The following is a 19,746-nucleotide window of genomic DNA, read 5'->3' as shown; positions in this document are numbered from 1 at the left end:
TATGCTTGACAGTGGAGGGAGCCCTTTATAAAAGCCCCCCCGTCGCAACGCGGAACACGCCCTCGGGCGGATAGCTCAGCGGCAGAGCGTCGCCCTTACAAGGCGAGGGTCACAGGTTCAATCCCTGTTCCGCCCATAGTTGTGGGGAGTTAGTTCAGTTGGTTAGAACGCCGGCCTGTCACGCCGGAGGCCACGGGTTCAAGTCCCGTACTCCTCGCCAAAAAGAAGGCCCCCAAGTCCTAGTGGCTTGGGGGCCTTCACCTTTTTGGGCTCCCGACATCGCGACGCACTCCGCTCCATCCACGTCGATGGATCCCTGACGCCCGGGCAGCACGGGCGCGGTGGTGGGGCAGCTCGACGACGAACCGCCAGCGGCTCCACGATGGCTCGCGAGCCGGTCGACTCCGGCGACGAGCAGCACGCTCACGACGACCCATCCCAGCACCAGGCGCATCACGCCCCCCACGTTCGAACGAAGGCCCGCAGGCTGCCCGCCACCACGGCGACTGCCCATGCAGCCACGGGACGAGTCATGCGCGCAGCCGCCGACAGTGGCCGTGGCCTCGGTGTTCGCCGTCAATCGGGACAGCGACGTCGCCACTGCATAGGCATTGAAACGCGAGCGTCCGCGTTACATCGATACCCGCGTGTACCGTGACGGCGCTTCGACTGCAGTGCTCAGCACGCTCGAGCAGCGTGAAGTCAGCTCGACGGCTCGCCCGGAGTGCCCGCCAGTGAGCGGAGAACATTCACGTATAGTCGAACCACCTGAGCCGTGCTACGCCAGCCACGACATGCCTAGAGCCCGTCGCGTTTCCCCCTCCCCCCGAAACACCCGCTCTCAGCCCGCGCGCGGCGCTCCCTCGGCGACGCCGTCCCTGGATGAGGCCTTCCAGTCCATCGTGCAGGGCGCCGTGCAGGAGTCGTTCGCCTCGCTGGTGGCCTCGCTGCGCCGCCTGTCCGAGCGCATGAGCGGGCAACCCATCACCACGCCGCGCGCGGCCCCCAAGACCCCTGTCGCGCCCCAGCCTCCTCCCAAGGTCGAGGCCGTCGTCGAGCAGCCCGTCGCCTGCGCCGTCATCGGCTGTCGCCAGCCAGTCCGTACGCTCGGCTACTGCTCCGCGCACTACCAGAAGCGTCGCCAGATGATCGCGACGGGCCGGCTGCACTCCGCCTGGGTGGAGCATGCCGCGCCGCACTCGCTGCCGGATGTCATCCTGTCGCGCCGCCGTCGCTCGGAGTCGCGTGAGGAGAAGCCCACGCCCGCGGCCGCTCCCGCCGCTCCCGCGGGCCCGCGCGTCTGGGTTCGCAAGAAGGGCCAGACGGCCGCCCAGGGCGACGACTCCACCAATCCTGCCACGCTGGCCGCGGCCCTGCGCGCGTCTGACGGCGACGCGGCGGACACGGTGAAGCGCTGGGCCGAGGAGTTCCTGGCGAACAAGCGTCGCAATTAGTCGCACGGACGCACGAAGGCCCCGTGCTCACCCGGAGGAATGCGTCCCTCGCTTCGCGAGTCGAGACGCTCCGAAGGAAGCGCGGGGCCTCACACCACCGGGCACAGTCCCGGGGGACACCCACGGCGACTTCCCAACCACAGCCAAGACAGACACGATCGACCGCCCATCCCCGGGGGCCCGGCCCCGGAAACGAGCATCAACCCAGCTCCAGGCTCAGGGACAGGAGAAGGACTCTTCGATCCACTCCCCGCACACGCTCTTGCGGCACAGCGTGTAGTTGCACGCGCCACCCAGGTAGCCACAACAGGCGACGTCCGCGTCCGCCGTGCCAGAACACGTCACCCGCCTGGCGTCCTTGTAGGTCTCCGGCGACGTGTTGTCGTCGCACGAGTCCGAGTCACTGCCACATCCCGCCAGCACCAGCAGCGGGACCGCCCACAGCATGCAAATGAGTCTTCGCATGCTTCGCATTGGAACATGTCGACGGCGCGGAGCGCCAGCGAACCTGGGTGAAGGCTGACCACTCCTTGCGCCACGAAACCATTTCTTGTGTCTCGTTTTCAGAGAACACAGTGCATCGGCCATTCGTGCGCACCGCGCCTGGCTCGCAAGCCTGTCAGAAGCGGGCCTGGAGCATCACCGTGGCACCCCACGCGCTCGCCTTGATGAAGACGGGCTGCGCCACCCCCGTCACGTCGTCTCGGAACTCCGTCTGGTTGGGGTCATTCATATAGGAGATTTCGCCCACGACACCAGCCACGCGTCCCAGGTCCCATCTCGCCGTGGCCTTCAGGGTGAAGATGGTGCCGCGGTCCCCGTCGGCGGGCAGCAGGGAGAGCTGGTTGCGCCCCTGGAGGACGAGGAGCCTGTCCGGGACAGTCCCCCACGAGGAGCGGAACGCCGCCGGCAAGGTGACACGCGCCAGCAGGCCTGGCGTCAGGCCCCAGTCCGCCAGATGGTAGTCCACGCCCAACGAGCCGGAGACCTCGGCGCGAGGGTCCGCCTCGTGCGCGAAGGCCATGAACGGAGGCAAGCCCGGCCCATCCAGTTGGAGGAAGCTCGCCGTCCGGAACCAGGCAAGGGCATGGACACGCCACGCTCCCAGCCGCAGCCGCCCGTCCAGGGCCGCCGCCTGGGACGTCTCGGCGAGCTTGCCGAAGCCTCCGGCCGGGTCCTCCAGGTCCTGGGAGATCAGGCTGCCCTCGAGCGAGAGCGACGCGGAGACCCCCGTCGAGGACGCCGAGGGCGTGAAGAACCGCTCGAAGAAGGTGGGGTCCCCCCGGAAGAGCGACAGGTCCACGTTGTCGCCGATGGGCTCGCCCCGGCTCCAGAACACCCGAGCGGAGCCACCTCGCAGGATGACCGACAGCTCACGCCCCATGGTGGCCAGCCCGGGACTGTCCCCCCGGTCGACGTACATCCCCTCCAGCTCCACCCGCAGCCCGGGCGCGAGCTCGACCTGTCCGCCCGCGAGCACCGCGTAGTGCCGCGCCCGCTCCAGCTCCCACGTCGTCAACTCCGCGGACTTGAGCGCCACGAAGGCCGCCCAGCGCTGACGCACGAGCCGCAGCTCCACCGCGGGCTCGCTGCTGCTGTCACCGGAGGGAAAGACGTCCCGCCCCCACGTCACCGGGTAGACGGAGCCCAGGTACACCCGCGTGGAGCTCAGCGGAAAGACACTCAGCGCCAGGCTCTCGTCAGCGGCCCAGGCGGCGGGACGGTAGCGCAGCCGGAAGTTGCTCCCATTGTCCGCGAAGCTCACGCCCTGCGCGCTGTTGGCGTTCACGAAGAACGACAGCTCCGCCTCCGCGCGCAGCCCCGCCGTCAGCTCGGGCGAGCGCGCATCCAGCGCCGCGTTCCAGCTGGTCGTGGAGCCCGAACGGTCCACGTTCGGGTCACTCGCCAGGAAGGACAGACGGGCCTGCCACGAGGACGCCTCCGGGGTTGACTCGGACACCTGGGGCACGGTCGACAACAGGGACAGCAGCAAGAGCGAAGGAGACATGGCGCGCCGCCTCTATCACGCGCGACAGGCCTTGTCCTTTCGCGGTGCGGAATCCACCGCGCTCGCGCGCTTTCGCTTCGCGAAACAATCCCAGCCATGTTTCGCGAAGCGGAACAAATCATGAAATAACTGAACAGATAGAAAAATAAGATAGACACGACTCCGGATGCGCCGCTTTGATTCCGGATGGGACGCCCGCGCCTGGCTTGCGCGGCGCTCCCATGACTGTCGACAACCACGAGGAGAAGTCATGAAGAAGAGCGAGCTGAGCTTCCGTCTTGGATTGCTGCTGGCCCTGGCCTGGTCCTCCGCCGCGGGGGCACAGACGTTGAGCAGTTTCTCGGCGACATACCGGGGTGGTGGCACGTCGCTGTGTGGCTCCACGTACAACCTGCGCGGCCAGGAGCCCGCGGCCTCGGGCAAGTACCCTGTGTTCATCTACACGGTGGGCACCACGGAGAACTATGACCACTCCTCGGCGCTGGCGGCGGTGGAGGAGATGGCGCAGCGCGGCTATGTCGCGGCCACCGTCGAGTACGACAACGCCACGTTCGGCTCGTGCTCCACGCTGACGGCCCGCTCGCGCTGCATCTTCGACGGCAGCCGGTCCACCAGCGCGGTGGGCACGCTGTGCTCGCGCGCCAAGGCGGACTGCTCGAAGGGAATCGTGGTGGCGGGCTTCAGCCAGGGCTCCGTCATGGCCATCCTCGCCAAGAACCACGACTCGCGCGTGCAGGCCGCGTATGGCCTGGGCGCCGGCGTCCAGTACTCCATCTACAACCTGTCCTCCTGCGTCGCCAATGGCAACCGCGCACTGCCCAGCAGCCGCCTGCGCATCATCAACGGCGAGCAGGACGTCTTCGTCGGCCCGACGGAGGCCCAGGTGCGCGCGCAGAACACGGACACGACGGGCTACTCCTGCCCGCTGGCCACGTCCTGCCTGCAGAGCAACGGCAGCGGCTGGTACATCATCAAGGACAGCCAGGTGGGCGACCTCAACGCCGACCACTGCTACATGCGCACGGGCAGCTGCGTGGGGCTCCTGCTCGACTCCACCTGGCGCTCGGGCAGCCAGCCCTGGTCCCTGCGTCCCAACCTGAACTGGTTGACCCAGTTCACCACGCCCTGAGCGTGCGCTCTGTTGAGTAATCCATCCGCGCCCGCCTCGCGCGTCCCGAGGCGAGGCGCGGCTGTGTATGCCTCACGCCATGACCTCCTCCCCGAGCATCCTCATCCTGGGCGCGAGCGGCACCACCGGACGACGAGTCACCCGGCTGCTGCGCGGCCAGGGCCACACCGTGAGGGCCGCCTCCCGGCACTCCGACATCCGCTTCGATTGGACGGATTCGAGCACCTGGGAGGCCGCGCTCGGCGCGTCCTCGCGCCTGTACCTCATGGCGCCCCATGAGCAGCCCATCCCCGCGGAGTTCGTGTCGCTCGCCGTGTCCCGGAGCGTGCGCCGCATCGTGCTCCTGTCGAGCCAGGCCATCGAAGTCATGGGGGACGAGCGCCTGATGGCCGCCGAGCGGCTGGTGCGCGGCGCGGGCGTGGAGTGGACCCTGGTGCGCCCGCCGGCGGACCTTGACAACCGGCACCTCCAATCGCACGATTCAATCAGCTGATTGAACCCACACCCTCCGGGAGGCACGGGCGAGCCATGCCCTAGCCTCCCGTGCTCGAGAGCCGCGCGCCCGGGCCCTGTCGACGCCGACGTGTCACCTCGCGCCGCCCGCGCCTCGCCCTCCGTCTGTCTTCACCTCTCCGCGCGGGAATCATGTCTGTGATTTCCACCGGGCGATGACAGAAATAAAGGGCCACGGTGTTCGAGCCTGCAATCCCTCACAGGAGATTGCACACCATGGGTTTCACCCTGAATCGACGTTCCCTGCTGCACGTGGGCCTGGGGCTCACCGGCGGGCTCGCGCTGCTGCGCGCGCCTTCCGCCCTGGCGGCGCCGGCCTCCACGCCGGGCACGACGCCCCCGGCCGAGGAGCCCCAGCGGCCCTGGTACGAGCTGGGGTTGCTGGAAGACGACCCCGTCATGCAGAACCAGCTGCTGCACTTCCTGGCCGCGACCTACAGCGCCCAGGCGGACATCGGCGAGGTGCTGGACACCGCGACGCGCATCGACGTGAGCGATGACTGGAGCTGGCCCACCGAGTGGGTGAGCACCGCGGACCGCCTGCGCGGCATGGCCGAGGCGAGCCTTGCCCGTCACCACAAGACGAGCGCCGGCCACGCCTACCTGCGCGCGGCCAACTACTACCGCGCCGCGCTCATCCACCACCCCGAGCCCAGCCACCCGAGCGTGCTGCAGACGGGGCGCCGCGCGGTGGACGCGTACAACAAGGCGCTCGTCCTGCTGAAGATGCCGGGCACCCCCGTGCGCATCCCCTACGAGAACACCACCCTGCCCGGCTACCTCTTCCGGGCGCGGGGCACGCGGGGACCCGCGCCGCTCCTCATCTTCCAGCAGGGCCGCGACGCCTGGCCGGAGGAGTCCAAGTATGTGGTGGACGCCGCGCTGGAGCGTGGCTACCACTGCCTGCTCGTCCACGCCCCCGGCCAGGGCATGGCCATCCGCGAGCAGAACCTGCCGTTCCGCCCGGACTGGGAGAAGGTCATCACGCCCGTGGTGGACTTCGCGGTGCGAATCTCCGGGGTGGACTCCCGCAGGATTGCCCTGCTCGGCTGGAGCATGGGCGGCGCCCTGGTGCCGCGCGCGGCCGCCTTCGAGCGGCGCATCAAGCTGCTCATCCCCAACCCGGGCGTGCTCGACTGGGGCCAGTCGCAGTTCGACAACTTCAACGGCTACTTCCCGGAGCTGATGGCGCTGCTCGACACGGACCCGGCCGCCTTCGACGCGGCCATGTACCAGCTCATGACCCAGGTGTTCCTGTACCGCTGGTACATGCGCGACGCCATGCACAAGCACGGCGCCAGCTCCCCCTCGGACCTGATGTTCAAGCTGAGGACCTTCACCAACCGGCCCGTCGTCGAGCGCATCCGCTGCCGCACGCTCGTCATGGACGGCACCGCGGAGGCGTACTCCGGCGGCCAGGGGAAGCTGCTCTTCGACGCGCTGACCTGCCCCAAGGACTACCTGCTCTTCACCGAGGAGGACACCGGCCTGTTGCACTGCCAGGAGGCCGCGCAGGCCGTCGCCAATCACCGCATGTTCGACTGGTTCGACGAATACATCTGAGCCCTGGAACGACGACGTCGGGCCAGGAGCGAACCTGGCCCGACGTCATGGACAGCCACGGCGCGAAGCGGTGATTAGAACCGGAACTGCGCGCGCACGCCGCCGTTGATCCACCCGTGGATGGCCTTCTCCTCGATGTCCTGCGACTCCTCGTCCTCACCGTCGGAGAGGGACGCCGACGAGTACTGGCCAACCGTCGCCGTGATGTAGGGGCCCACCGAGAACTTCGGCGAGATGCGGAAGTCGACGCCGCCCTGCGCGGAGACGAACTCGAAGCCCTTCACGGACGTCTTGACGGACAGCTCCTCACCCAGCAGCTCGAGCGAGATCTTCGTGTTCAGGATTTCGTAGCCGATGCCCACGCCCACCCAGGGGTCCACCAGCGGCGTCGCGTCGAAGTGATAGGCCGCGTTGACACCGAAGCGCAGCTGGCTGGCGCTGCAGCTCACGCCGTCGACGCTGCAGGGGTCCTCCTCACCAGCCACCTCCTCGGTGTTGAGCGAGCCCAGGCCGTACTGGAAGAAGGCGCCCAGGTAGAAGTTCTTGTTGAAGAAGTAGCCCGCGTTGAGCTCCAGCGGAATCACGCTCGAGACTAGGTCACCCACCGGAGCGCCATCACCCTCGCCGTTCGGGTTCCCCGCCAGGTCGCCGTACGGAACGGCGAAGCCCGCGCGCAGGCCGAGCGCGAAGCCCTTGCCCTCACCGGCGGACGAGTCCTCGCGGACATAACCCTCTTCGGAGTAGCCCTCCGCGGCGTCATCCTGCGCGAACGCGGGGGCGGCGATGAGAGCGAAGGACATCGAGCACAGCATCATCTGGGTGCGGCTGGTCATGAAGGTGGTCCCGCGAAAAGTGATGTGAGTTGCCCCACACCGTCGAGGTGTCGGACGCGTGTAGAGACGCCCGGAGGCGTCACTTATTTAAAACGGACGGGACATAAAAGGCCGGGTTTCAGGAGACCCAGGCATTTTTCCAGTCCACACGCCTCACATCGCGAGACTTCGTTTCACGGCCAAGAGACTTGACGCGGCAGGCACACTCCCGGAGTGAACCGCCCTTTTTCCGCGTCGTGGCCCATGCAGCTTCAACGCATCAGGTCGCGACGAAGTTCTTCCAGCCCCGCAGATAGTCGATGAAGCCCGGGGAGACGCCCTCGGCCCGCAGCAGGTCCACGGAGAGGGGCGGCTGGTGGATGGGCGCACCGCGATGGATGCGCTCGGGCCAGTCGTGGTTGGCGATGGCGGAGCGGCCCAGGGCCACCGCGTCCGCGCCGCGCGACAGCTGCGCCTCCGCGTCCTCCTTCGTCCAGATGGCGCCGGCGACGACCATCTTCACGCGCGCGGGCACGGCCCGGCGGAACAGCTCCGTGGCGTGCTCCTGGGGGCGCTTGGTGGTGTTGAGCCCCGCGCGCCAGAGCGACAGGTGGAGGATGTCCATACCCTCGTCCGTGAGCATCCGCGCGACCTCCAGGCTCTCATCCAGGTCCAACCCGCGCGCCTGGCCGAAGTCCTCGGGTGACAGGCGCACCGCGAGCACCAGCGAGGGGGCCGCCTTTCGCACCGCGGCCAAGGTCTGACGGATGAGGCGCGAGCGGTTCTCCAGCGAGCCACCCCAGCGGTCCGCGCGGCGGTTGTAGGTGGTGCTCAGGAATTGCGACAGCAGATAGCCATGCGCGCCGTGCAACTCCACCGCGTCGAAGCCCGCCTGGGCGCAGCGCCGGGCCGCATTCGCGAAGGAGGCGATGACGGCTTCAATCTCACCTTCCGTGCCCTCACGGCACTCGTCCGCGCCGCCGTGCGCGCTCGCGCTCCAGCGCGGCAGCCCGCTCACGGTGGGGTCCGCGCGCAGACCTCCGTGGAAGAGCTGCGCGGACAACAGCGCGCCGCCCTGGTGGACCTTCTCGGCGAGCCGGCGCAGGCCCGGCAACATCGCGTCGTCGTGCACGCCCAGCTCGCCGGACCAGGCCTTGCCATCCTGCTGGACGTGCGCCGCGCAGGTCTCCACCAGCCCGAAGCCACCTTGAGCACGACGCTCCAGGAAGTGGAGCTCCGCGTCGGAGAGGGTTCCGTCGGCTTGGCTCTGCTTGTTGGTGAGCGGCGCCAGCCAGACGCGATTGCGCGCGACGACGCCTTCTCGCAGCACCAGGGGGTCGAACAGTCCTGCCATGTCTCGTGTCTCCGGAGGGTTCCAAGCCGGTGGGGGACCGGGGAGGCGGACAGTCGCCTTCCCGAGGCGGCTGCACCCCGACATTTCGTGTCCAGACTTCGGGAGATGGCGGATACCACTCAATCGGGGTCTCCGAAGAGAGGCCCGCGCGCATTCCTGTCCAACAATGGGCTGTCGCTCGTCCTGCTCGCCGCGTTCCTCCTGTGCTGGGTGGGGCAGGCCGTCTCCGGCTTCCTCCATCACAACGAGGAGCAGCGCCAGCATGGCCAACCCGAGGCGCGGTTCGGCGAGTACCTGCGCTCGGGCGACTTCCTGGAGGCCACGTTCGAGAACCGGGAGAGCGAGTTCTTCCAGATGGGCGCCTTCGTCATCCTGGCGGCCTTCCTCAAGCAGCAGGGCTCCGGTGAGTCGAAGGACCTGAACGGCGGCAAGAAGGAGGAGGACAAGGATTTGGAGCCCCAGGAGGGCTCCCCGGCGCCGCGGCCCGCAACGAAGAGGCCCTGGCGCACGGTGAGGCGGCCATCACCGTGCTCCAGTACATGGTGTCCTCCCGGTTCTGGTTCGAGTCCTTCCAGAAATGGCAGAGCGAGTTCCTCTCCGTCGCGGCCCTCGTCCTGCTGTCCATCTGGCTGCGGGAGAAGGGCAGCCCCGAGTCCAAGCCCGTCAACGCGCCCCACGCCCGGACCGGGAAGTAGCGCTCCTCGTCAGGCGGAGGATTCGAGGCGGCTTCGCAGCTCGCCGCTCGTCACCGTGGGTGTCCCGTGGGGCCCCACCCAGGTCCCCGCCTCGGTGGGCGAGTACAGCGCGGGACGCGCGTACAGCGCGCGCAGCGCCTGGACGTGGGGATAGACGGTGGAGGCCTCCGGGCTCAGCTCCCGCAGTCGCTTGCGCAACAGCGGCGCGAAGCGGGGGCTCATCGCCGGGAAGATGTGGTGCTCCTGGTGATAGCTGAAGTTGAGGTGGGCCCAGTCCATCACCGGGTGCGTCTTGACGCTCGCGGTGTTCACGAAGGGGTTGTCGTGCTCCTCGGACGCCGGCTGCAGCCAGTGGTTGGTGGCGATGTAGACCATCAACGTGATGTTGGCGACGACGAGGGGGAACACGAGCGCGAAGAAGGCTCCGCGCGGCCCCATGGCCCAGCCCAGCGCCCCCCAGCCGAGCACCAGGAGCACCGTGAGGATGCGCTCCTTCGCGCGGTTCATGCGCACGTGGCGCAGGTGGGGCTGGTCGATGTGGTGCCACAGGAAGGCCTGCCCCTGCGCGGTGAAGAACACGCTGAAGCTGACGTAGCTCAGCCAGGTGCCGGAGCCCGGTGAAATCGCGTGGAACATCCGCGCGAAGCGCTGCGTGCCCAGGTCCGGCTGTCGCGGGAGGATGTCCGGGTCTCTCTGGTGGATGTTCGCGGCGCTGTGATGCGCCTGCACATGCCACGCGCGCCAGTTGCCCGGGGTGACGAGGAACGGGCCGAAGCCGACCCAGCCGATGACATCCTCCCAGCGCCGGCTCCTGAAGACGGCGTGGTGCAGCGCCTCGTGGGCCGCGAGCCCCACGGTGGTGACCATCTGTCCCAACACGAAGGAGAGCGGGAGGCAGGCCCACCAGGGCAGCCCGCCCCAGGCGAGCAGCCACATGGAGGCCAGCATCACCGGCACCAGGGCCAGTGCGATGACACCCCGGTGGGGTTGAGGTTCGAAGGATTCGGCGGGCATCACCCGGCGCAGCTCCGCGCGGAGCGGCTTGGGGTCATCGAACGGCAGGGCAACCGGCGACGGTGTGGAGGAGCTCATGGGGTCCATTCCGTGGAAAGGGTTTCAGGCCATGGGGCGCGCGAGGCCGCCCTCGAGCAGCATCCGCAGGCGCCCCGCTTCATCGACCGCCGCGACGGTGCCGCACTGGAGGACGTCACCTTCCAGTCGCGGGCGCAGGGCCTTGAGGGAGAGCTGGAGCGGCGCGCGGCTCCGCCCGTCCACCAGCTCCCGGTCGAACGTCGCGCGCTGGAACTGGATGGGCGCGAAGACGTCGTTCGACACACCGTGCACGTGCATCGCGCTCAAGCGCAGCGCCGCGTCCAGGACGAGCGCGGGCACGGTGGCCCCCGCCTCCTCCCGCCGCGTCGGCAGGCCGAGCTTCGCGAAGCGCGCCGCGGGCTCCAGGCGGATGTCCTCCAGGCAGTCGAACATCTTGCGCAGCTCGATGGGACCGCCCGGGGCGCAATGAGGGTCCTCGACCAGGATGCCTCGCCCCGAGGGCGCCGCCGCGTCGAGTCCCGGCACGCCCTGGGGTGGCTGCCGGGTCAGCGTGAAGCGCGCCTCCGCGTAGACGAGGTCACGCTCGAGCACCACGCCGGAGGCGTGGACGATGTCCCCCAACAGCCGCACCCGCACACCATGCACCCCGGGTTCATCGACCCACGGTGTGCACTCGGCGCGCAGGGCCTGGTGGCCGCCGGGCCGCACGCGGATGAAGCGTGAGAAGCGGACGTCCTCGATGGTGACGGTGTTCAGCTCCGGCAGCCGGTCTCCCACCGCGGCCCGGAGCATCAGGTCCAACGCCCAGGCCCCCGGGAGCGTGGGCGTGCCGCGCACCAGGTGGTCCTCCAGGCACGGCACGCTCGCGGCGTCGACCCGCACCTCGCGGACGACGGGGCGCGGCGTGGTGGCCCCCGCGGAGCCTTCGGGGAGGAGTCGCAGGCCGTAGAACTCGCGCTCGTTCTGGGTGAGCTGCACGTTGATGGCCTCGCGCGGCTGGCCGTCCACGAGCTGGAGGAACAGGGCCTCGCCCTCCTCGGCACGGATGCCTCGGAGCTTGCGGCTGGCGCCGAGCACCCGGTACTCGGAGCCCCGGGTCATCCCGATGCCATCCCAGGCGAGCCACCCCACGCTGCACCAGTGTGCGCGGGGGTTGACGTCGTCCACCCAGGCGCAGAGCCGGTCCAGCGCCTCGTTCGCCGCGCCGTAGTCCGCCTGTCCGTCATTGCCGATGAAGCTGAAGGCGGACGTGAGCACGTGGAAGGGCACCGTGCGTCCGAAGCGACTGGCGCAGGCCGCGTGCAGGTGGTGCAGCCCGAGCAGCTTGGTGTCCAGGTTCGTTCGCAGCTCCGCGAGCCGGCGGCGGTTGAGCTTCTTGGAGGTCTGCGTGCCCGCGCCGTGGACCACGAGGTCCAGTCGGCCGAACTCGCGGACGAGCTCGTCCATGACCTTCGCCACGTCCTGGGGACGGGTGACATCCGCGACGCGGTAGACGGTCCGCCCTGGCAGCCGGGCGAGCCCCATGAGCGTGGAGCGAAGCTCGCGGGCGGCCAGGTGACGCTCGAAGCGCGCGCGCAGCTCCGGCATCCGGACGCCCCACGTCGTGGCCAGCTCGTGGGTGTAGAACTCCCGCTCCAGCGCGGGGAGTTGCTCGTCCGTCGCGACGAGGATTCTCTCGGGCGCCGCCTCCGGGTCGCTCCGGCCCAGGAGGACCACCGTGCAGCCGTAGCGCTTCAACAGCGCGCCCGCAAGCACCGCCGTGACGCCACGGCCGCCGCCTGTCAGCAGGACCACGGAGCTCGAGTCGAGCAGGGCCGGTCCCGAGGACGGTGACGAGGTGGGGCGCAGCCTGCGCACGCAGCGCGTCTCGCCGTCGAAGCAGACCTCGACCGACGGGCCTTCCTCGTCCTCCTCCGAGCCCAGCTCGAGGAGCGCCTGGTCCAGGGACTCGGGCAGCAGGGTGCTCGTGGTCGAGATGGCCCGGACGTTCCTGGCCGGGACTTCCCTCGCGATGGACTTGAGCATCCCCGCGAACAGCCCCGTCACGGGATGCAGGACACGCCGAGGTCCCAGCCCGCCCATGCAGAGACTCGCCAGCTCGACTTCTCCGGCGACGAGCTTCTCGTAGGAGCGACGGGCCGCGAGGAACAGCAGCTCGAGTGCCTCGTGGCGCAGGGCGGTCTGCTCGACGACCTGGGGCTCGTCGCCACCGTGGACACGCGTGACGGCGAGGATGAGCTGGGGCTCGAAGCCGAGGGCCTCCAGTCCCGCCTCGGCGATCTCCTCGCTCGACAGGTCGATGCCGCGCACCCTGCCCTTCGTGCTCGTCGCGGGGCCCGCGAAGAGGATGAGGTGGTCCGACACACCGAGCCGGCGCGCCTGGTCCTCCAGCTCATGTGCCAGGGTTTCGTCTCCCGCGATGAACAGGACCCGTCGCCCCGTGAGCACCGAGGTCCGCGTCACTCGCGCTGGATGCTCGACGAGCACAGGGGCGTGGTAGCCGATGAACGCACGGAGGTCGAAGCCACTCGCCTCTGCCTGGGGCGCGGACGCATCCACTCTCGCGCTCACGGCTTGAGCCCTCGCTACCGTCTCACCCACCTTGGAGGTCGACATCGCGGCGGCTGGGTGCGAGGTCCTTGCTGTCGAGGTCACCGCTTCGTGCTGAGCGCCCTCGATGCGCGGGTTCTCCATGACATGAGTTCGCGCTCCGGTGACACGTGCCTGCGGAGGGATGAGCTCCACCGACAGACGCGTGCCCTTCGCCGCGTCCGGGTGGAAGCACAGCGTCCCCGCGCGTCCCTCACTCGCCGCCTGCACCGCGCGCAGCACCGCGAGCCCCTCGCTCGCCGAATGCGCTGACAGTCGCGTCACGGCGTCCTCTCGTACAGGCTCCGACGAGGACAGGCGCAAGCCGCACATCACCTTCAGCCCTCGCTGTGCGGCCTTCTCGGCGGTGGTGACCGCCAGCAACATCACCCCCTCCGACGCGCTCGCCGCATCCACTGCGCCCGGTCGGAGCACGTTCGCGCTCCCGACGAGGACCAGCTCGAAGCCCGTCTCCAGCACGTCCCTCGCGGCCTTCAGCGCCTCGGCCAACGAGGCCGCTCCCGCGTCGATGACGAAGTTGGGCCCCTTCGTATCCAGCGCCCCCGCCACCCGCCCCGGCGTGACGTTCGCCATCATCCCCTGGAGCGTGTAGGGCCCCGACGGCCGCACACTCCCCAGCACCGTGTCATGCAGCGCCTCCGCCAACGGGAGCAGCGCCGCGCGCTCGGGAGTGCCCAGGACGAGCTCGCGAAGCCCACGCCGCGTCGACGCGGCCAGCACCCGCTGGATGGCCTCCACGCCCCTGCGCGTCTTTCCCTCGAGCCCCAGCACGATGGCCGTTCCCGAGCGCAGCCCGTCGAAGCCACCCAGCTTCTCCACGAGCGCGCTCGCCGCCGTGAGCGCGAGCCCCTGCGTCAGGTCCATGTCCTCGGCGATGTCCGGCAACAACCTCAACGAGGAGGGCAGACGGAACGCTCCGACCTCGAAGCGCGTCCCCACCTCCGACGGCACGCCCACTCGCGGCGTCCCTCGCGCATCCGGGTACACGCCCTCCGCGGCGACGACCACCAGCTCGCTCATCGACCCGGACCGCGTCGACACGGGCGACGCATCGCCTCGGTACTCCTCGAGCACCAGGTGCGCGTTCGTCCCCCCGAAGCCGAAGCCGTTCGTCGCGGCCCGCCGGGGATTCGCCCCGTTCTCCGGCCAGGGCTGCTCACGCTGACTCACCTCGAAGTCCGCGCCGAGCGCGCGCAGCGCGTCGCCAGGCCGCTCGAAGTTCGCCTGCCTCGGGAACAACCGGTGCTCCAGCGCCTTGCACAGCTTGATGACCGACGCGGCGCCGGCCGCCCAGCCCACGTGTCCGATGAGCGCCTTCACGCTCGCCAGTTGGATGCCCGCGCGCTTGCCCGCGAAGACCCGGCCGATCGACTTCAGCTCGGTGGCGTCTCCCGCGGGCGTCGCGGTGCCGTGCGCCTCCAGGTACTGGATGGAGGCCGGGTCCACCTCCGCCGCCGCATAACAGGCGGTCATCGCCGCCACCTGTCCCTCCACGCGAGGGACATTCGCGGAGCTGCTGCGGCCATCGCTCGACAACCCCGTGCCTCGGATGACAGCGCGAACAGGCAGGCCCCGCGCGAGCGCATCCGACAGGCGCATCAGCCCCACCACCCCCGCGCCCTCACCGAAGATGACGCCATCCGCGCTCGCGTCAAACGGCCTGCTCCCCGTCGCCGACAGCCCGTTGAACTGCGAGAAGAGGCAGTTGTTGCCAGGCCCCGGAGAGAAGACTCCTCCCGCCAGCACCAGGTCCGCCTCCCCTCGCTGGAGCGTCTTCATCCCCAACGCGATGGCGTAGAGCGAGGACGCGCAGGCCGCATCCAGAAGCACCGTGGAGACACCGCGCCCCACCACGTCCGTCACCACCGCCTGGAGCGTGGGATGCGGTGCCAGCTCCGACGAGCGGGCCTCGACGCCCATCACCTCGCGCGCGGCCCGGGACAGCAGGGCAACGTCCGCGCCATGCATCCCCTTCGCGCGCAGCAGCGCCTCGCCCGCCTCCAGACTCAGCGCGGCGTCGTACTCGGAGGAGCCCTCCGCCGTGGAGCCGAGCAGACACTGGATGCGCTCCGGAGCATGCGCCCCGAGGCCCTCCATGGACTGGGCCAGCGCGATGGCCAGCAGCTTCTGCTCGCGGACATAACGCCGGAAGCGCTCCGGGTCCGCCCCCTCCGGCGCCACCAGGTCCTCGTCACGCACGGCCCCCGTGAGCAACGTGTAGGCCCGGTCCGGCGTGCCCACCGGCCCGATGAAGTCCGTCACCAGCGACGGCTCGCGGGCCCCAGGGTCCACGATTCCACTGATGCCCTGCCGGATGTTGCGCCAGAAGGATTCGGGGTCCTTCGCACCTCCCGGCAACATGCAGCCGAGCGACACGATGGCAATGGTCGCATCCGCCTTCGGCGGCTCGCTCTTCACGGGAGCCGACGCCACCGGCTCGGAGCGAGGCGGCAGCAGCGCGGAGATGGCGCGCACGTCGAGCGGCCCCGTCGGAACCGGGATGCGCTGGACGATGCGCGCCAGCCGTCCGTCCGTGCCGCAGTCCAGGAAGCGCGTGCACCCCGCGCTCGACAGCCGCTCCACCGCGCCGAGGAAGTCGAACGGCTTGAGCAGGTGCGCCGCCAGCGCCTCCGCCAGCTCGTCCGGAGCTCCCGCGTACACGCGCCGCTCGATGGGCGAGTAGATGAGCCCCCGCGGCGTCTTCATCTCGACCCGCGACAGCGCGACCCGAAACGCCTCCGCCGCGGGCCGGAGGCCTGGATGGTGGAAGGGGTACCGGCTCGACACGAAGGTGAAGCCCTGCCCTCGCTGCTCCAGGTGGGCTCGCAGTCGCTCCAGCTCCCAACGGGCCCCCGCCACCACCGTCTGCTTGGCGTGGTTGCGCCCCGCCACCGTCACCCCCGTGACGCCACTCTCGACCAGCGCACGCGCCGTGTCCGCCTCGCCCAGTGCCACGGCGGCGAGTGTCCCCAGGTCCTCCGGCACCGTCTCGAGCGCGAGGACCCGCAGGCACACGACCTCCGCGCCGGAGCGCAGGTCCATCGCCCCCGCCGCCGTCATCGCGGCAATCTCCCCGAAGCTGTGCCCGACGAAGACGCCCGGCGCCGTGCCCTCGCGCATCAACCACCGCGCGCCGAGCACACCGGACAGGAAGATGCCGAGCTGGTCGAGCCGCGGCTCCTGCTCCAGTGCGTGACGCACCTCGGCCGCGTCCCGCGCCTCCACCAACGGGCGCACGTCGAACCCGTGTCCTCGGGCCACGTCCACGACGGACATGAGCTCGTCGCGGAGCTCGGGCTGCAGGGACTTGAGCCGCGCGAACAACTCCGGCTCGAAGGACCCCTGCCCCGCGAAGAGGAACGCGGTGGCCCCCGTCGGCAACTGGAGCGTGGGGCTCCGCGCCGGCTCCACCGCGACCGGAGCGCTCGCCACCAGGGCATCGACGTCGACCAGCCTGGAGGTCCCCAGCGAGGCCGGGTCCTCCAGCAGACGCCGGGCCAGCGCACGCACCGGCTCGGAGAACAGCTCCTGGATGGCGGAGCCGCCCTTGAGCACGCGCTCGCGGAAGCTCTGCGCGGACGCGGGCTCGAACATGTTCGACAGCGACTCGAAGCAGGGGCGGAACGAATCCGGGAAGGCGCACAGGGCGCCGGTGGCCCTGTCCGCGCAGAGGACCGTCTGGTAGCCGCACGCCACGGGCGTCCCGTCCCGCTTCAGCGTCCGGAAGCAGAAGCGCACGCCGACCTCGCCCCGCTCCTCGAACGTGGTCAGCACCACGAGGCTGTCCCCCAGGTTCGCGGGCGAGAGGTTGCGCGAGTACCCCTCGTAGGTGAGCAGGAGCACCCGGTCGAAGTCGCGCCGGAACTCCGGCACCTCGAAGAAGTGCGGGCTGAAGAGCAGGTGCTCACGGCCCGCGCACTGGAACTTGAAGTTGGTGAGGAAGTGATGGCTCCCGTAGGCCATCGTGTCATCGAAGTGGATGACGTACGGGACGGCGAAGTAACCCATGGCAGGTCTCCCGAGCGAAAGGGTTCAGGCATCCAGGGCGAGCTGTGCCCGGTCATCGTGTCCGTGGGTTCGCGCGGGCCTCGAGGGCAGCAGGCCATCCACCGTTCCGGAGAGCCCACCGTCCACGACCCAGACCGCGCCGTTCACCCGCTGCGTCCTGGAGCCCAGCAAGAGCTCCGTCACGTCCGCCACGTCGTCCGCGGTGCAGAGCTGTCCTCCCGGCGTCGCGGCCTCCCAGCGCGCCACCCGCCCGGGCGCATCCGGGAACATCCCCAGCAGCTCGCCGTGCACCGGGCCCGCGGACACGCAGTTGGTGCGGATGCCCTCGGGGGCCAGCTCCGCCGCCAGATACCGGGTGAGCGACTCGACCGCGGCCTTCACCACGCCCTGGCACCCCAGGTCGTGCATGTACCGCTGGGACATGGACGTCGACATCGTGACGATGGCCCCGCCCCCGCGCCGCGCCATCAGCGGGCGGGCCCGCATGGCGCACTCGTACGTCCCGGTGACGCAGGTGCGGAACGCCTTGTCCCAGTCCCGGGGCGCAATCCGGTCGAACGGACCGATGAGCCCGTTGGACGCGTTGCACACCAGGAAGTCCAGCCCGCCGAGCCGCTCGCCGATGGCGGAGAACAGCCGCTCCAGGTGCTCCTCGTGCGCGACGGAGCCCCACAGGTGCAGCGCCTTGCCGCCCGCCGCGAGGATCTCCTGCGCGGTCCGCTCCCCGTCGTCCCGCGAGTGGAACGAGTTGACCACCACCGTGGCCCCCGCGCCGGCCAGGCGCATGGCGATGACCTTGCCGATGCCCTTCCCCGAGCCCGTGACGAGCGCGACCTTGCCCTCGAACGGCAGCGGCGGCTGGCGCCTGGACGGCGGTGCGACCCGCACAGGCGCCTGCTCCACGGGAGGGCTCGTCACCGCCGCCGCGCCCTGCTGGGAGCGGATGGCCTCGCAGATGGCGGAGAGGGTGCGCAGGCGCTGGGACGGCTTGGGCGCCACCTCCCAGCCGAGCTCCTTGATGAGCACGGCCACCACCTCCGCCTGCTTGACGGAGTCGATGCCCAGCTCGTCCTCCAGGTCGGCGTCGAGCGTCAGCAGCTCCTCCGGATAGCGCGTCACCCGCGCGAACACGGCGCGGACCTTCGACTCCAGGTCCACCGACGCGCCCTCCACGGGCCGCGGCGTGGCGGCCGCCTGGACGCGAGCCGCGACCGACGCCCTGGGCGTCGCCTCCGCTGCGACGGGAGGCGCCACGACGGGCGCGGACTCCGCGAGCAACGAGGCGACGCCCTCCGCGATGGCCCCGAGCGTGCGCGCCTTCGCGCCCCTGGGCAGCCGGTCCGCGGAGAGGTTGAACTCGCGCGCCACGACGGCGGCGATCTCCGCGAGCTTCACCGAGTCGATGCCCAGCTCGTCCTCGAGCGAGGCCTCCGCCGTGAGGATGTCGAGCGGATACCGCGTGACGGACGCCGCGCACTGACGAATCCGCTCCAGGACCTGAGCGGAAGAAGGAATGCCCTGCGGGGATGACGGAGACATGCTGAACCCTCACGATTCTGACAACGCATGGATGAATGAGACACGTGCGTTGTGCATGAGGGGTCTGACATTGCGTGTCCGGACCCACGGAGCGTGAAACAATGACAACCATGAACGGACGTTCGTGGTGTCCGTGCATGGGAATGAATTGACGCTGCCCGGGTTTCTTCCCGCAATGCGGGCCGCGCCCACGAGGGGCATGCGGGTGAACCCACGCATGCGCTCTCAAGCGAGCGTTCGCTCGTCCATGGCCATACATGGCCTCATGGACAATCCAGACACACTGAAACACAGCCATCGTCGAATGGCCGTGCGGGCGACAAAAGACTTGCACGGGCCCGCGAGGTTCCCGGGGCCCCGTGCCTTGGGGTGTGGTGGTGGGGCGAGGCGCTCAATTCTTGGCGGTCGCCTCACGCAACCGCTCTTCCTGGGCCCGCAGCTCCGGCGTCATCGCCTCGCCGAAGTCCTCCATCTCGAAGACCTGGCGGATTTCGATCTCGGACTCGCCCAGCATCGGGTTCGGGCAGCGCTTCACCCACTCGATGGCCTCCTCCTTGGACTTCACCTGGAAGAGCCAGAAGCCGGCCACCAGCTCCTTCGTCTCCGCGAAGGGCCCGTCAATCACCGTGCGCGAGGTGCCGTTGAAGCGAACACGCACGCCCTTCGAGCTGGGGTGGAGCCCCTCGCCGGCGAGCAGCACCCCGGCCTTCACCAGCTCCTCGTTGTACTTCCCCATCTCGGTCATCAGCTTCTCGTCCGGCATCACTCCGGCTTCCGAGTTCTTGTCCGCCTTCACAATCACCATGAATCGCATTGCGTGCTCCTTGTCGTTCCGAGGTTCCGCGCCGGTTGTCCTCCGGCTTCATTGCTTCGTCGAACAGGCGCGCGGGAGATCGACACGGCCTCGATTTATTTTGAGGACCGCCGCCAACCCCCTGGAATGACTCGCCTCTTAGGACCTTCTTTCGAAAATAGGGACGGAAATGGGCGTCCGCGCGGGCGGGGCGG

Annotated in this window: 12 protein-coding genes, 2 tRNA genes and 1 pseudogene; 7 read left to right on the top strand and 8 right to left on the bottom strand. The window is 69.5% G+C overall.

The genetic code is table 11. The features are described 5' to 3' along the window. Positions 1-64 precede the first annotated feature (64 nt). The 3 genes from VZQ01_RS31545 (at position 65) to VZQ01_RS31535 (ending at position 1,454) form a co-directional block, all read left to right on the top strand. A tRNA-Val gene (locus VZQ01_RS31545) sits at positions 65-136 on the top strand. Between the two features lie 7 nt (positions 137-143). Beyond that, positions 144-220 (top strand) — tRNA-Asp (locus VZQ01_RS31540). 682 nt (positions 221-902) lie between these two features. Beyond that, entirely contained in the window at positions 903-1,454 is a 552-nt protein-coding gene (locus VZQ01_RS31535) for a cell wall protein (protein ID WP_426745489.1), read from the top strand. Between the two features lie 216 nt (positions 1,455-1,670). On the opposite strand, the gene VZQ01_RS31530 is transcribed toward VZQ01_RS31535, so the two are convergent. Both VZQ01_RS31530 and VZQ01_RS31525 read right to left on the bottom strand, forming a co-directional pair. Then, positions 1,671-1,901 carry a hypothetical protein gene (locus VZQ01_RS31530; RefSeq protein WP_141322921.1) on the bottom strand — a complete coding sequence of 77 codons (231 nt, stop codon included), beginning with the start codon at positions 1,899-1,901 and terminating at the stop codon, positions 1,671-1,673. Positions 1,902-2,073: 172 nt separating this feature from the next. Beyond that, positions 2,074-3,462 carry a hypothetical protein gene (locus tag VZQ01_RS31525; RefSeq protein WP_426745488.1) on the bottom strand — a complete coding sequence of 463 codons (1,389 nt, stop codon included), beginning with the start codon at positions 3,460-3,462 and terminating at the stop codon, positions 2,074-2,076. A gap of 250 nt (positions 3,463-3,712) precedes the next feature. Here VZQ01_RS31525 and VZQ01_RS31520 point away from each other — a divergent pair, with 250 nt between their 5' ends. The 3 genes from VZQ01_RS31520 to VZQ01_RS31510 all read left to right on the top strand — a co-directional run bounded on the left by VZQ01_RS31520 (position 3,713) and on the right by VZQ01_RS31510 (position 6,667). Further along, complete coding sequence (locus VZQ01_RS31520) at positions 3,713-4,591, top strand: alpha/beta hydrolase family protein (RefSeq protein ID WP_223745324.1); 879 nt, start codon at positions 3,713-3,715, stop codon at positions 4,589-4,591. 79 nt (positions 4,592-4,670) lie between these two features. Next, the gene (locus VZQ01_RS31515; RefSeq protein ID WP_426745487.1) at positions 4,671-5,084 is read left to right on the top strand and encodes an SDR family oxidoreductase; all 414 of its coding nucleotides are present in this window, start codon (positions 4,671-4,673) and stop codon (positions 5,082-5,084) included. 236 nt (positions 5,085-5,320) lie between these two features. Next, positions 5,321-6,667: an alpha/beta hydrolase family protein gene (locus tag VZQ01_RS31510; protein ID WP_426745486.1), complete on the top strand. Its 1,347-nt coding sequence runs from the start codon at positions 5,321-5,323 to the stop codon at positions 6,665-6,667. A 74-nt stretch (positions 6,668-6,741) separates the two neighbouring features. Here VZQ01_RS31510 and VZQ01_RS31505 read toward each other — a convergent pair whose 3' ends face one another. Further along, on the bottom strand, positions 6,742-7,500 hold the full coding sequence (locus tag VZQ01_RS31505) for an outer membrane beta-barrel protein (protein ID WP_267700009.1): 759 nt from the start codon (positions 7,498-7,500) through the stop codon (positions 6,742-6,744). 259 nt (positions 7,501-7,759) lie between these two features. Beyond that, positions 7,760-8,833, bottom strand: coding sequence for an NADH:flavin oxidoreductase (locus tag VZQ01_RS31500; RefSeq protein ID WP_426745485.1), 1,074 nt, complete (start codon positions 8,831-8,833; stop codon positions 7,760-7,762). Between the two features lie 105 nt (positions 8,834-8,938). Between VZQ01_RS31500 and VZQ01_RS31495 the strand changes: the two are divergent. Beyond that, a pseudogene (locus VZQ01_RS31495) lies at positions 8,939-9,528 on the top strand (DUF6766 family protein). Positions 9,529-9,537: 9 nt separating this feature from the next. Here VZQ01_RS31495 and VZQ01_RS31490 read toward each other — a convergent pair. From VZQ01_RS31490 to VZQ01_RS31475, 4 genes are all read right to left on the bottom strand, one after another. Next, a complete protein-coding gene (locus VZQ01_RS31490) occupies positions 9,538-10,620 on the bottom strand; it encodes a fatty acid desaturase family protein (protein WP_426745484.1) in 1,083 nt (360 codons plus the stop codon). A 24-nt stretch (positions 10,621-10,644) separates the two neighbouring features. After that, positions 10,645-17,199 (bottom strand): SDR family NAD(P)-dependent oxidoreductase, encoded by a 6,555-nt coding sequence (locus VZQ01_RS31485; RefSeq protein ID WP_426745483.1) that lies wholly within the window; start codon positions 17,197-17,199, stop codon positions 10,645-10,647. 24 nt (positions 17,200-17,223) lie between these two features. Then, a complete protein-coding gene (locus tag VZQ01_RS31480) occupies positions 17,224-18,738 on the bottom strand; it encodes an SDR family oxidoreductase (RefSeq protein WP_426745482.1) in 1,515 nt (504 codons plus the stop codon). A gap of 391 nt (positions 18,739-19,129) precedes the next feature. After that, a complete protein-coding gene (locus tag VZQ01_RS31475; RefSeq protein WP_141322932.1) occupies positions 19,130-19,552 on the bottom strand; it encodes a YciI family protein in 423 nt (140 codons plus the stop codon). Positions 19,553-19,746: the final 194 nt, after the last annotated feature.

Origin of the sequence: Myxococcus faecalis (assembly GCF_050039385.1) — a bacterium.
Classification (GTDB): Bacteria; Myxococcota; Myxococcia; order Myxococcales; family Myxococcaceae; genus Myxococcus; species Myxococcus fulvus.
This window is presented reverse-complemented; position numbering and strand designations above follow the sequence as displayed.

What these genes read in the sequence shown, in the direction of transcription:
- VZQ01_RS31530 (WP_141322921.1), bottom strand. Translation starts at nt 1,901, where the DNA reads ATGCTGTGGGCGGTCCCGCTGCTGGTGCTGGCGGGATGTGGCAGTGAC.
- VZQ01_RS31525 (WP_426745488.1), bottom strand. Translation starts at nt 3,462, where the DNA reads ATGTCTCCTTCGCTCTTGCTGCTGTCCCTGTTGTCGACCGTGCCCCAG.
- VZQ01_RS31520 (WP_223745324.1), top strand. Translation starts at nt 3,713, where the DNA reads ATGAAGAAGAGCGAGCTGAGCTTCCGTCTTGGATTGCTGCTGGCCCTG.
- VZQ01_RS31515 (WP_426745487.1), top strand. Translation starts at nt 4,671, where the DNA reads ATGACCTCCTCCCCGAGCATCCTCATCCTGGGCGCGAGCGGCACCACC.
- VZQ01_RS31510 (WP_426745486.1), top strand. Translation starts at nt 5,321, where the DNA reads ATGGGTTTCACCCTGAATCGACGTTCCCTGCTGCACGTGGGCCTGGGG.
- VZQ01_RS31505 (WP_267700009.1), bottom strand. Translation starts at nt 7,500, where the DNA reads ATGACCAGCCGCACCCAGATGATGCTGTGCTCGATGTCCTTCGCTCTC.
- VZQ01_RS31500 (WP_426745485.1), bottom strand. Translation starts at nt 8,833, where the DNA reads ATGGCAGGACTGTTCGACCCCCTGGTGCTGCGAGAAGGCGTCGTCGCG.
- VZQ01_RS31490 (WP_426745484.1), bottom strand. Translation starts at nt 10,620, where the DNA reads ATGAGCTCCTCCACACCGTCGCCGGTTGCCCTGCCGTTCGATGACCCC.
- VZQ01_RS31485 (WP_426745483.1), bottom strand. Translation starts at nt 17,199, where the DNA reads ATGGGTTACTTCGCCGTCCCGTACGTCATCCACTTCGATGACACGATG.
- VZQ01_RS31480 (WP_426745482.1), bottom strand. Translation starts at nt 18,738, where the DNA reads ATGTCTCCGTCATCCCCGCAGGGCATTCCTTCTTCCGCTCAGGTCCTG.
- VZQ01_RS31475 (WP_141322932.1), bottom strand. Translation starts at nt 19,552, where the DNA reads ATGCGATTCATGGTGATTGTGAAGGCGGACAAGAACTCGGAAGCCGGA.